The organism is Paraburkholderia sp. 35.1, assembly GCF_050436525.1.
Taxonomy (GTDB): domain Bacteria; phylum Pseudomonadota; class Gammaproteobacteria; order Burkholderiales; family Burkholderiaceae; genus Paraburkholderia; species Paraburkholderia tuberum.
In genome coordinates, this window is record NZ_JBNDMJ010000003.1 from 928,342 (window position 1) to 940,050 (window position 11,709).

12 protein-coding genes are annotated in these 11,709 nt (G+C 64.3%); 2 read left to right on the forward strand and 10 right to left on the reverse strand.

Annotation, left to right across the window (positions count from 1 at the left end):
- Positions 1-27: 27 nt before the first annotated feature.
- The 5 genes from OKW27_RS24290 to OKW27_RS24310 all read right to left on the reverse strand — a co-directional run bounded on the left by OKW27_RS24290 (position 28) and on the right by OKW27_RS24310 (position 4,506).
- Positions 28-975 carry an electron transfer flavoprotein subunit alpha/FixB family protein gene (locus OKW27_RS24290; protein WP_429335113.1) on the reverse strand — a complete coding sequence of 316 codons (948 nt, stop codon included), beginning with the start codon at positions 973-975 and terminating at the stop codon, positions 28-30.
- A gap of 22 nt (positions 976-997) precedes the next feature.
- Positions 998-1,747, reverse strand: a complete 750-nt coding sequence (locus OKW27_RS24295) for an electron transfer flavoprotein subunit beta/FixA family protein (RefSeq protein WP_429335114.1) — start codon at positions 1,745-1,747, stop codon at positions 998-1,000.
- 235 nt (positions 1,748-1,982) lie between these two features.
- Complete coding sequence (locus tag OKW27_RS24300; RefSeq protein WP_429335115.1) at positions 1,983-2,780, reverse strand: MetQ/NlpA family ABC transporter substrate-binding protein; 798 nt, start codon at positions 2,778-2,780, stop codon at positions 1,983-1,985.
- A gap of 48 nt (positions 2,781-2,828) precedes the next feature.
- Positions 2,829-3,482, reverse strand: coding sequence for a methionine ABC transporter permease (locus OKW27_RS24305; RefSeq protein ID WP_184061353.1), 654 nt, complete (start codon positions 3,480-3,482; stop codon positions 2,829-2,831).
- Positions 3,472-4,506 carry a methionine ABC transporter ATP-binding protein gene (locus OKW27_RS24310; protein ID WP_090801299.1) on the reverse strand — a complete coding sequence of 345 codons (1,035 nt, stop codon included), beginning with the start codon at positions 4,504-4,506 and terminating at the stop codon, positions 3,472-3,474. The genes OKW27_RS24305 and OKW27_RS24310 overlap by 11 nt, the downstream gene beginning before the upstream one ends.
- A 239-nt stretch (positions 4,507-4,745) precedes the next feature.
- On the opposite strand from OKW27_RS24310, the gene OKW27_RS24315 reads away from it, so the two are divergent.
- Complete coding sequence (locus tag OKW27_RS24315; protein ID WP_090801301.1) at positions 4,746-5,651, forward strand: alpha/beta hydrolase; 906 nt, start codon at positions 4,746-4,748, stop codon at positions 5,649-5,651.
- Between the two features lie 27 nt (positions 5,652-5,678).
- On the opposite strand, the gene OKW27_RS24320 is transcribed toward OKW27_RS24315, so the two are convergent.
- Positions 5,679-6,488, reverse strand: coding sequence for an enoyl-CoA hydratase (locus OKW27_RS24320; RefSeq protein WP_429335116.1), 810 nt, complete (start codon positions 6,486-6,488; stop codon positions 5,679-5,681).
- 79 nt (positions 6,489-6,567) lie between these two features.
- Positions 6,568-7,491, reverse strand: coding sequence for a histone deacetylase family protein (locus tag OKW27_RS24325; RefSeq protein WP_429335117.1), 924 nt, complete (start codon positions 7,489-7,491; stop codon positions 6,568-6,570).
- 334 nt (positions 7,492-7,825) lie between these two features.
- Here OKW27_RS24325 and mltB point away from each other — a divergent pair, with 334 nt between their 5' ends.
- A complete protein-coding gene (gene mltB / locus OKW27_RS24330) occupies positions 7,826-9,004 on the forward strand; it encodes a lytic murein transglycosylase B (protein WP_184061350.1) in 1,179 nt (392 codons plus the stop codon).
- 112 nt (positions 9,005-9,116) lie between these two features.
- On the opposite strand, the gene cysM is transcribed toward mltB, so the two are convergent.
- The 3 genes from cysM to rfaD all read right to left on the reverse strand — a co-directional run bounded on the left by cysM (position 9,117) and on the right by rfaD (position 11,701).
- Positions 9,117-10,019, reverse strand: a complete 903-nt coding sequence (cysM, locus tag OKW27_RS24335) for a cysteine synthase CysM (protein WP_090801307.1) — start codon at positions 10,017-10,019, stop codon at positions 9,117-9,119.
- Positions 10,020-10,255: 236 nt separating this feature from the next.
- Complete coding sequence (locus OKW27_RS24340) at positions 10,256-10,630, reverse strand: ComEA family DNA-binding protein (RefSeq protein ID WP_429336590.1); 375 nt, start codon at positions 10,628-10,630, stop codon at positions 10,256-10,258.
- Positions 10,631-10,708: 78 nt separating this feature from the next.
- Positions 10,709-11,701, reverse strand: a complete 993-nt coding sequence (rfaD, locus tag OKW27_RS24345) for an ADP-glyceromanno-heptose 6-epimerase (RefSeq protein WP_184011054.1) — start codon at positions 11,699-11,701, stop codon at positions 10,709-10,711.
- Positions 11,702-11,709: the final 8 nt, after the last annotated feature.

Genomic DNA, 11,709 nt, shown 5'->3' on the forward strand with positions numbered 1-11,709 from the left:
GGCGGCCTCTTTCAGGCGCCGCGGCGCTTAGCCTAGTTCGCTCACGAGTTCCGGCACGAGGGTGAACAGATCGCCAACCAAACCGTAATCGGCCACGCTGAAAATCGGCGCTTCTTCGTCCTTGTTGATCGCGACGATGACTTTCGAGTCCTTCATGCCGGCCAGATGCTGGATCGCACCCGAGATGCCGACTGCGACGTACAGTTGCGGCGCGACGATCTTGCCGGTCTGGCCGACCTGATAGTCGTTCGGCACGAAGCCCGCGTCGACCGCCGCGCGCGATGCGCCCAGTGCCGCGCCGAGCTTGTCGGCCAGCGGCTCGAGCACCTTCATGTAGTTCTCGCCATTGCCCAGACCACGGCCACCCGACACGATGATCTTCGCGCTCGTCAGTTCCGGACGATCGAGCTTCGTCACTTCGCGGCTCACGAACTGCGCGAGGCCTGCGTCGGCTGCCGCTTCGATCCTCTCGACCGCTGCGCTGCCGCCTTCGGCCGCGACGGCATCAAAACCGGTCGAGCGCACGGTGATGACCTTGATCGGATCAGCCGATTGCACGATCGCGATTGCGTTGCCCGCGTAGATGGGACGCTCGAACGTGTCGGCGCTATCCACTGCCGTGATGTCGCTGATCTGCGCGACGTCGAGCTTCGCGGCGATACGCGGCGCGACATTCTTGCCGTAGGCGGTAGCCGGCGCGAGGATGTGCGTGTAGTGCTTCGCCGCATCTTGCACAAGCGTCAGGACCGTCGCTTCGACGTTTTCCGCGAGGCCTGCGGCCAGTTGCGGCGCATCGGCGAGCAGCACCTTGCTGACACCAGCGATCTTCGCGGCGGCATCGGCCGCGCCCTGCGCGTTATGCCCCGCGACCAGCACGTGAATATCACCGCCGATCTTCTGTGCCGCTGCGATCGTGTTCAGCGTCGCGGCCTTGATCGACGCATTGTCGTGTTCTGCAATTACCAGGTTCGTCATTTGCTCTGTCTCCGCGTTCTACTTAAAGCACCTTCGCTTCGGTCTTCAGCTTCTCGACCAGCGTCTTCACGTCCGGCACCTTCACACCGGCGGAGCGCTTCGGCGGCTCGGCGACTTTCAGCGTCTTCAGACGCGGCGTGACATCGACGCCGAGGTCTTCGGGCTTGACCGTTTCCAGCGGCTTTTTCTTCGCCTTCATGATGTTCGGCAGCGTCACGTAGCGCGGCTCGTTCAGGCGCAGATCGGTCGTCACCACGGCGGGCAGCGTCAGCGACAGCGTTTCCGCGCCGCCGTCCACTTCACGCGACACCGTCGCCTTGCCGTCCGCCACGACAAGCTTCGACGCGAACGTCGCCTGCGGCAGATTCGCGAGCGCGGCGAGCATCTGGCCGGTCTGATTGGAGTCGTCGTCGATGGCCTGTTTGCCGAGGATCACCAGTTGCGGCTGCTCCTTGTCGACGAGCGCCTTGAGCAGCTTCGCGACGGCGAGCGGCTGCAGCTCTTCGTTCGATTCGATCAGGATCGCGCGATCCGCGCCGATGGCGAGCGCGGTGCGCAGCGTTTCCTGTGCCTGCGCAACACCGGCCGACACGGCGATCACTTCGGTCGCCACGCCCGCTTCCTTCAGACGCACCGCTTCTTCAACCGCGATTTCGTCGAACGGGTTCATCGACATTTTCACGTTCGCGATATCGACGCCCGTACCGTCCGATTTCACGCGGACCTTCACGTTGTAGTCGACCACTCTTTTCACTGGCACCAGAATTTTCATGCACACGCTCCAAAGTTACGAATACGTCAACCCGATGAACATTATAGCGACTGCCCTCATGACAGCCGTGTCGCGGGCGCTTTGCGGGAGGATATCGCTCCTCAGCGGCGTGACGGCAATACCGAACGATCGTTCTATTTTAATCTCCAAAAAACCCGGGAGACAACCCCGGGTTCCGACTCAGACCTCTAATTTCGCATTGCCGTCGTGTTCTGCGAGGTCCGCGGGCGTTGCATCACCAGGAGGTGATCACCGAGCCGCCGAATTTGCTGTCGACGAACTGCTTCACTTCCGGCGAGTGGTACGCCGCGACGAGCTTCGCGACCCACGGCTTGTTCTTGTCCGCTTCGCGAATCGCGATCACGTTCACGTAGGGACCTTTCCGGTCCTCGATCGCGATAGCGTCCTGCGTTGGCTTGAGGCCCGCTTCCATCGCGAAGTTGGTGTTGATCGCGGCGGCATCGACATCGCCCAGCGAACGCGGAATCTGCGCCGCGTCAAGCTCGACGATCTTCAGTTTCTTCGGATTGTCGACGATGTCGAGCGGCGTCGCCTTCAGGCCCGCCTCGGCGCGCAGCTTCAGCAAGCCCTGCTTCTGCAGCAACAGCAGCGCGCGGCCGCCGTTGGTCGGGTCGTTCGGCACGGCGATCTTCGCGCCCGGCTGCAGTTCGGCGAGCGACTTCACCTTCTTCGAGTAGATCCCCATCGGGTACGTGACCGTATCGGCGATACGGATCAGCTTGTAGCCGCGATCCTTCACCTGCGCCTGCAAGTACGGGTCGTGCTGGTAGCTGTTCGCGTCCAGATCGCCGCCCGCGAGCGCCGCGTTCGGCTGCACGTAGTCGGAGAATTCGACGATCCTGATGTTCAGGCCGTTCTTCGCGGCGACCGTCTTCACGACGTCCATGATCTGCGCGTGCGGGCCGCCGGTGACACCAACCTTGATCGTGTCTTCGGCATGCGCCGCGGAGGTGGCGAAGAGCGTTGCCGCGCCGAATGCGGCGGCCAGCTTGAGAATGAAGCGACGTTGCATGATGGACCTTTTCCGAATCTTTATTAGCGGGCTTCCGAACGCCCTTGTTTATTTGTGGCTCAGACGACGCACGAGCCAATCCCCAAACGACTGCACCAGTTGCACGAACACGATCAGTATCAGCACGACCGCGAGCATCACTTCTGGCAGGAAGCGCTGATAGCCGTAGCGGATGCCGAGGTCGCCAAGACCGCCGCCGCCGATCGCGCCGGCCATCGCCGAATAGCCGACCAGCGACACGAACGTGATCGTCAACCCGGCGACCACCCCCGGCAGCGATTCCGGCAACAGCACCTTGAAGACGATCTGGCTGGTGGTCGCGCCCATCGCCTGGGCCGCCTCGATGAGCCCGCGATCGACCTCGCGCAGCGCCGTTTCGACCAGGCGCGCGATGAACGGCGCCGCGGCAATCGTCAGCGGCACGATCGCGGCCGCGGTGCCGATTGACGAACCGACGACAAGTCGCGTAAACGGAATCACCGCGACCAGCAGGATGATGAACGGCGTCGAGCGCACGGCGTTGACGATCACGCCCATCACGCGATTCAACGCGACGTTTTCGAGCACGCCCTGGCGGTTGGTCAAATACAGCAGCACGCCGAGCGGCACGCCGACCACAGCGCCAATCAGTCCGGAGATGCCCACCATGATGAGCGTCTCCCAGAACGACTGGACGAACATATCGAACATTTCACTCAACATGCGAGAGCTCCTCCACGACGACACCCTGCTCGCGCAGAAACGTGATCGCCTGCGCGACCTTGGCCGGATCGCCGCCCGCGAGTACCGCGAGCGAGCCGAACGCCTGCCCCTGGATTTCGTCGATCTGGCCGTGCAGGATGTTGAAGTCGAGCTCGTAGCGGCGAATCGTCTCCGACAGGATCGGCTGATCGACGCCCGAACCGGTGAACGCGAGGCGCAGCAGATGGCCGCTGCCGGTCTTCAACCGCTGCGCGACGCGCGCCTTCATGGCGGGCGGCAGCTCCTGCGCGATCACGTCGCCGATCAGCGCGCGCGTGACTTCGTGGTGCGGCTGCAGGAACACGTCGATCACCTTGCCCTCTTCGACGACGCGGCCCGCGTCGAGCACCGCGACGCGATCGCAGACCTGCTTGATCACGTCCATCTGGTGAGTGATCAGCACGATCGTCAGGTTCAGTTCGCGGTTGATGCGCTTGAGCAGATCGAGGATCGCGCGGGTGGTTTCGGGGTCGAGCGCAGAGGTCGCCTCGTCCGACAGCAGCACCTTCGGCTTGCTCGCGAGCGCACGCGCGATGCCCACGCGCTGCTTCTGCCCGCCGCTGATCTGCGCCGGATAGCGGTCCTTCTGCGCCGACAGACCGACGAGCTCGAGCAGCGGCAGCACGTTCGCCTCGATCTCGTCGCGCTTCAGGCCGGCCAGTTCGAGCGGCAGCGCGACGTTCTCGTACACGGTGCGCGACGACAACAGATTGAAGTGCTGGAAGATCATGCCGATCTCGCGACGCGCGTCGCGCAGTTGCGCGGCGGGCAGCGTCGTCAGATCGCGGCCGTTGACGAGGATGTTGCCCTCGGATGGGCGCGTCAGCAGGTTGATCGTGCGCACGAGCGTGCTCTTGCCCGCGCCGCTGCGGCCGATGATGCCGAACACCTCGCCCGCCGGAATCGTCAGATTGACGTTGTGCAGCGCCTCGACCCACCCCCGGGGCCCGGCAAACCGCTGGGAAACATTGCGTATTTCGATCATGGACAAACGAAAACGGCGGAGGCTGCCGGCGAGCATCGTGCTCCCGACAAGCGGCCGCCGTTTCTTTTATTGGGATTTGAGGTCGTCATTCTACCGCAGCGACGACATGCCCTTTAATAATCAATTTCGATCTTTTCATAACCTGAGGGCATTAGAGCCGCGCCTTATGCACGAAGCTCACGCGCTTCGCGCCGCTACGACTATGATCGGGGCACCCCTCTTCAGCACAGGCCGCCGCCATGCAGACTTCTCCGAGCCACACCGTGCGCGCGAGCGCCGGCAGTCTCAATAAAGATGCGCCGCAGCGCGGGTCGGTGACGACTGGCGATGGCATCGAATTGCCGCTGTATCGCTGGCGGCCGAACGGGCCCATACGCGCGACGGTCGCGCTGCTGCACGGCCTCGCCGAACACGCCGGCCGTTACGCCGCCGTTGCGGGCCGGCTCAACGCGGCGGGCATCGAACTCGTCGCGATCGATCTGCGCGGCCACGGCCACGCGCCCGGCAAGCGCGCCTATGTGAAACGCTTCGACGACTACCTGCTCGATGCGCAGGCGCTGCTCGACGCCGCCGCGCAAAGCTGTGCGCCGTTATTCCTGATGGGCCACAGCATGGGTGGCGCGGTGGCGGCGCTGTATGCGATAGAGCGCCTCGACGCGAGCGGGCGGCGCCTCGCCGGCCTGATCCTGTCGAGCCCCGCGCTCGCGCCGGGCCGCGACGTGCCGAAGTGGATGCTCGCGCTAAGCCAGGTGATCAGCCGCGTCTACCCAACCTTCCCGGCGATGAAGATCGACCCTGCGCTGCTCTCGCGCCTTCAGCCGGTGGTCAAAGCCAACCTCAACGATCCGCTCGTGCATCACGACGCGATTCCGGCGCGCACGGGCGCCGAGCTGCTGCTCGCGATGGCGCGCATCGAACGCGGACGCGCGAGGCTGCGCATGCCGCTGCTCGTGTTTCATGGCACCGACGACAAAGTGACCGAGCCCGACGGCAGCCGCGCGTTCGGCGAGCACGCGGGCTCGCCGGACAAGACGCTCACGCTGCACGAGGGTAGCTACCACGAGACGATGAACGACCTCGATCGCGATCGGGTGATCGAGGCGTTGGTCGAGTGGATCGAAAGGCGGGCGGTGGGACCGAGTTGACAAGACGCGGCGCTTGCTGGCCGTCGACTAGCGCTTCCACTTCGGCGCGCGTTTGTCGATGAAAGCCTGCACGCCTTCGAGCGCCGAGTCGTCCATCATGTTGCAGGCCATCGTTTGTCCCGCGAGCTGGTACGCGGCTTCGATACCCATTTCGAGCTGCCGGTAGAACAGGCCCTTGCCCGCGCTGACAGCTTCGACCGGCTTCGCGCAGATGCTCGCGGCGAGCCGCGCGACTTCGTCGTCGAGCGCATCGGCTGGGGCGACGCGGTTCACGAGCCCCTGCTGGCGCGCTTCGGCGGCGTCGATGAAATCGCCGGTCAGCAGCATTTCGAGCGCGGCCTTGCGCGACAGGTTACGCGACAGCGGCACCGACGGTGTCGCGCAGAACAATCCGAGGTTCACGCCCGATACGGCGAAGCGCGCGGTATCGGCGGCGACCGCGAGATCGCACATTGCGACCAGCTGGCAGCCGGCGGCGGTCGCGATGCCATGCACGCGCGCGATCACCGGCTGCGGCATGCGCTGGATCGTCAGCATCAGCTTCGTGCAGCGCGCGAACAGCTGCTGGTAATAAGCAAGCGATGGCGCCGCGCGCATTTCCTTCAGGTCGTGCCCCGCGCAGAACGCGCGGCCAGCGCCGGCGATCACGACCACACGGGCATCGGTCTTCGCGATCCCGGTCAGCGTCTGCTGCAGTCCGTCGAGCAACGCTTCGGACAGCGCGTTGAACGCATCGGGCCGATTCATCGTCACGCGCACGACTCCCGCTACGCGATATGCGTCGTGTTCGATCGTGACCAGCGACGCGTCGCCGGTGCTGGCGGGACTGGCGTTCATGGCTCGCTCCTCGGTACGTGAATGTCGATTTTCGCTCGCTGGCTTTCGAGCCACTGTCGCCGCGTGCAGTCGGGCAACCTCAGATCTCCGCCAGCGACCGCACGTGCGCGACCACGCTGCGTCCGAGCGCCGACAGGTTGTAGCCGCCCTCGAGACAACTGACGATGCGCCCACGCGCATAACGCCGCGCGATCTCGCGCATCTGGTCGGTGATCCACGCGTAATCGTTTTCGACGAGGCCCATGTTGCCGAGGTCGTCCTCGCGATGCGCGTCGAAGCCGGCCGAGATGAACAGCATCTCCGGCCTGAATTCGTGCAGGCGCGGCAACCACAGCATATCGACCGCTTCGCGCACGGCCATGCCGTTCGAACGCGCCGGCATCGGCACGTTGCACATGTTGGCCGCCTGGTTGTCGGCGCCCGTGAACGGATAGAACGGGTGCTGGAAGATGCTGCACATCAGCACGCGCGGGTCGCCCGAGAACGCGGCCTCGGTGCCGTTGCCGTGGTGCACGTCGAAGTCGATGATGGCGACGCGCGCGAGACCATGCACGTCGAGCGCGTGGCGCGCGGCGATCGCGATGTTGTTGAAAAAGCAGAAGCCCATCGCACGCGCCGGTTCCGCGTGATGGCCCGGCGGCCGCACGCTGCAGAACGCGTTGTCGTAGCGGCCTTCGATCACCGCGTCGGTGGCGGCGACCGCCGCGCCCGCCGCGCGCAGCGCGGCCTGCCACGTGTGCGGATTCATCGTCGTGTCGGGATCGATCTCGGCGACGCCCTCGACGGGCGAGCGACCGCGGATGTAGTCGACATGCGCCTGCGTGTGCACTCGCAGCAGCGCGGCCTCGTCGACGAGCGGCGGCGATTCGCGCTCGATCAGCGCGTCGATGCGGCTTGCGATCAGTTGATCCTCGATCGCCTGCAGGCGCGCGGGACACTCGGGGTGCCACTGCCCCATGTCGTGCAGCAGACAGTCGGGGTGGGAATAGAAGCCTGTTGCCATAGTTCGTGTTGTGCGTCTCTTCTACGGCGCGACGCATGAACTGCGCGCGCGGCGTGTCTCCGTCGAGCGGCGCGCGCCCCCGCGCGCCTCCATTCGTCAAGTTACCACACGACGCCGCTGTCGCCGATTCAGCACGGTTTTGCGGGAGTCGTCGGATATACTTCCCCGACCCGTTATTCGCCGTTTCGTTCCTGCAGCTTTCCGACTGCTTCCAGCCTTTCACGCATCGCGCTCACTGCTCACCATGACCGTCAAGCTTGCTCTGTCCGCAGGATCCCCACGCAACCGTCTTCGCCTCGGCACCCACGCCGCCTCACTGATCGTCGCATCGTGCATGTTCATCGCAGCAAGTCCCGCGAGCGCGCAAAGCGCCACGAGGAAAGCACCGGTGCAACTCGCGCAGAGCCAGCCGCAGCAGCCGGTACCGCAAGGACAGACGTTCGAGGAAGAGATCATTCCGCAGCGCTATGCGCACAACGCGAACGTCGATGCGTTCATCAACGAGATGGTCGCGCGCTACGATTTCGACGAAGCGTCGCTGCACGCGCTGTTCACCGGCGTCAGCTACTCGGCGACCGCAGTGAAGCTGGTCACCCCGTCACCGACGCCGTCGGTCAAGAACTGGCGCTCGTATCAGGCGCGCTTCCTCGACCCGGTGCGCGTCAATGCCGGCGTGCAGTTCTGGCGCGAGAACCGGGCCACGCTGCAGCGCGCGTATCAGGAGTTCGGCGTGCCGCCGGAGATGATCGTCGGCATCATCGGCGTCGAGACGATCTACGGTCGCTACATGGGTAATTTCCGCGTGCTCGATGCGCTGACCACGCTGAGCTTCGATTATCCGAACACCGCGAATCGCGCGGACCGCCAGGCGACCTTCCGCAAGAATCTCGAAGACTACCTGGTGTGGACGCGCGACGCGCAGATCGACCCGAACACGGTGCTCGGCTCGTACACCGGCGCGATCGGCATTCCGCAGTTCCTGCCGAGCAGCATCGTCCAATACGCGGTCGACTACGAAGGCAACAAGCGCATCGATCTGCGCACGAGCGATGCGGATGCGATCGGCAGCGTCGCGAATTATCTGCGCCAGAACGGCTGGGAAAGCGGGCGGCCGGTGGTATGGCGAATCGGCTCGGACGCGGGCAGCCTCGGTGTCGCGCAGGCCGCGGCCAATGGGCAGCCGGAGCCGCACTGGCCGCTCGACCAGTTGCTGCGTGCCGGCCTCGTGCTGAACGAGCCGAACGTCGACATTGCTTCCGAAGCGGGCACCCCGGTCACGGTGGTCGATCTGCCGACGCCGGGACGCGGCACCGAGTTCGTGCTCGGCCTGAAGAATTTCTACGTGCTCACGCGCTACAACCGCAGCTTCTTCTATGCGCTCGCGGTGTATCAGCTGGGTCAGAAGGTCAAGGCGCAGATGCAAGCGATCGACGCGGCGAATGCCGCAAAAGCGGCCAACAACGGCAGCGCGTCGCAAGGCCAGGCGGATCAGTCGAACTCTGATTCGCAGTGAGTCACGCCGCGAGTCGCCGCGGGTGCCTCGCGTTGAAGGACGTAAAAAAAGCGCCGGCTCGACCGGCGCTTTTCATTAGCTCGTGTGCCCGCGAAGGCGCCCAGCGACCCGCTTACGCGGGAAATACCCCCGTGGACAGGTAACGGTCGCCGCGATCGCAGACGATGAACACGATCGTCGCGTTCTCGACCTGACGCGCGATGCGCAGCGCGACTTCGCACGCGCCACCCGACGAAATGCCCGCGAAGATGCCTTCGACCGACGCCAGGCGGCGCGCCATCGCCTCGGCCGCGGATTGGCTGACGTTCTCCACGCGGTCGACGCGGCTGCGGTCGAAGATTTTCGGCAGATACGCTTCCGGCCATTTGCGAATACCCGGAATACGCGAGCCCTCTTCCGGCTGCGCGCCGATGATTTCGATCTGCTGGTTCTGCGTTTTCAGATACGTCGACACGCCCATGATCGTGCCGGTCGTGCCCATCGACGACACGAAGTGCGTGATGCGCCCTTCCGTGTCGCGCCAGATTTCCGGGCCCGTGCCTTCGATGTGCGAGGCCGGATTGTCCGGGTTCGCGAACTGATCGAGGATGATGCCCTTGCCTTCGCGCTGCATCTGCTCGGCGAGATCGCGCGCGTACTCCATGCCGCCTTTGACAGGCGTCAGGATGATTTCCGCGCCGTAAGCGGCCATGCTCTGGCGGCGCTCGACCGACAGATCTTCCGGCATGATCAGCACCATCTTGTAGCCGCGGACTGCGGCGGCCATCGCGAGCGCGATGCCGGTGTTGCCGCTCGTCGATTCGATCAGCGTGTCGCCCGGCTTGATGCGTCCGCGCGCTTCGGCCTTCTTGATCATCGACAACGCCGGCCGGTCTTTCACCGACCCCGCAGGATTGTTGCCCTCGAGCTTCGCGAGGATCACATTGTTGCGGCTACGGATCTCGTCGTCGGGAAGCCGGACGAGTTGTACGAGCGGCGTATTGCCGACCGTGTCTTCAATCGTTTGGTATGCCATATGGGGTCTAGCGATCGATGCGCGAAAGAGTGTCTTCAATCCATCGATTCTAAACCACGATCTCTGGCGCTGCCCTGCAGCCCTTCTGCCCGCATGGATGCATGGTGTTGCCACGCAAAAGCCCGCGGCTGCGAGCCGCGGGAAAACGTGTGTACCAATCGATGCAATGGAACGTTCGCGAACCCTGCGCGCCGCAAGCCGCTCGTCAGCATGGCACGCGCAAGGCTCGCAGCCGCTTACTTCTTCACCGCCACTGCGGCGGCGCCCTTCTGCGTGGCGGCGGACGCGGCCGTAGCGGCCGGCTCCTTGCCCGCCGCAACTGCCGCAACCTGCGTGCTAGCAGCCGCACCAGCCGGTCCGACAGCGAGACCCTCCGCCTGCAGGCGCTCGATGGTGTGCCCGCCCATGCCCTTGACGCGCTTGCCGAAATCCGCCGCGTCCTTGAACGGGCCGTGCGCATTACGTTCCTCGACAATCGCTTTGGCTTTTGCCGGACCGATGCCCTTGATGCCGCGCAGCGCGTCTTCGTTAGCCGTGTTGACGTCGACCGCCGCATATGCGTGGCCGAAAGCGGCGAGCATCGCCGCGGTAACCAGTACTTTTCGAAACATATTGGAATCTCCCTGTTGCCACTGGCCGGCGACCATCACCGGCCAGGAGATTCCAGTTTAAAGAGGATGACGTACGAATCACACCTGGCCGAACAGCCAACGCACGTAACGATCGACACCTTCCTGCACGCTCAGAAACGGCGCATCGTAGCCGGCCGTGCGCAGTTTCGACTGATCGGCCTGCGTGAAGCACTGATACTTGCCGCGCAGCGCGTCGGGGAACGGAATGTATTCGATCAGCCCGCGTTGCACCTGATCCGCGAGCGACAGCGCCGGCTCGTTGTTCAGCGCGCGCAGCGTGTTGACCACGGTGCTCGCGATATCGTTGAACGGCTGCGCGCGGCCGGTGCCGAGATTGAAAATGCCTGACTTCTCCGGATGATCGAAGAAGAACAGGTTGACCTTGACGACGTCTTCGACCGAGATGAAATCGCGCGTCTGCTCGCCGGCCGCATAGCCGTTGTACTCGCCGAACAGCTTGACCTTGCCCTCGGCGCGGAACTGGTTGAAGTTGTGAAACGCGACCGACGCCATGCGCGCCTTGTGCGTTTCGCGCGGACCGTAGACGTTGAAATAACGGAAGCCCACGATCTGGCTCTTCGCGGTGGGCAGCACGCGGCGAATCACCTGATCGAACAGGAACTTCGAATAGCCGTACACGTTCAGCGGCTGCTCGACCTCGCGCTCCTCGACGAAGCGGCTCGAGCCTCCATATGTAGCCGCCGACGACGCGTACAGGAACTGAACGTTCTGCGCGAGGCAGATGTCCAGCACGTCGCGGCTATAGCGGTAGTTGTTGTCCATCATGTAGCGGCCGTCGGTTTCCATCGTGTCCGAGCAGGCGCCTTCGTGGAATATCGCGCGCACCTTGCCGAAGTCGCCGCGCCTGAAGCGCTCGACGAATTCGGTTTTGTCGAGATAGTCGTCGATTTCGCAGTCGACCAGATTCCTGAACTTGTCCGCACGCGTGAGGTTATCGACGGCGATGATGCGCTGTTCGCCGCGCTCGTTGAGCGCCTTCACGAGATTGCTGCCGATAAAACCGGCCGCGCCGGTGACGATGACGGTCATGGTGATCC

Coding starts and splice junctions, on each gene's coding strand:
- OKW27_RS24290 (WP_429335113.1), bottom strand. CDS start 975: ATGACGAACCTGGTAATTGCAGAACACGACAATGCGTCGATCAAGGCC.
- OKW27_RS24295 (WP_429335114.1), bottom strand. CDS start 1,747: ATGAAAATTCTGGTGCCAGTGAAAAGAGTGGTCGACTACAACGTGAAG.
- OKW27_RS24300 (WP_429335115.1), bottom strand. CDS start 2,780: ATGCAACGTCGCTTCATTCTCAAGCTGGCCGCCGCATTCGGCGCGGCA.
- OKW27_RS24305 (WP_184061353.1), bottom strand. CDS start 3,482: ATGTTGAGTGAAATGTTCGATATGTTCGTCCAGTCGTTCTGGGAGACG.
- OKW27_RS24310 (WP_090801299.1), bottom strand. CDS start 4,506: ATGATCGAAATACGCAATGTTTCCCAGCGGTTTGCCGGGCCCCGGGGG.
- OKW27_RS24315 (WP_090801301.1), top strand. CDS start 4,746: ATGCAGACTTCTCCGAGCCACACCGTGCGCGCGAGCGCCGGCAGTCTC.
- OKW27_RS24320 (WP_429335116.1), bottom strand. CDS start 6,488: ATGAACGCCAGTCCCGCCAGCACCGGCGACGCGTCGCTGGTCACGATC.
- OKW27_RS24325 (WP_429335117.1), bottom strand. CDS start 7,491: ATGGCAACAGGCTTCTATTCCCACCCCGACTGTCTGCTGCACGACATG.
- mltB (WP_184061350.1), top strand. CDS start 7,826: ATGTTCATCGCAGCAAGTCCCGCGAGCGCGCAAAGCGCCACGAGGAAA.
- cysM (WP_090801307.1), bottom strand. CDS start 10,019: ATGGCATACCAAACGATTGAAGACACGGTCGGCAATACGCCGCTCGTA.
- OKW27_RS24340 (WP_429336590.1), bottom strand. CDS start 10,630: ATGTTTCGAAAAGTACTGGTTACCGCGGCGATGCTCGCCGCTTTCGGC.
- rfaD (WP_184011054.1), bottom strand. CDS start 11,701: ATGACCGTCATCGTCACCGGCGCGGCCGGTTTTATCGGCAGCAATCTC.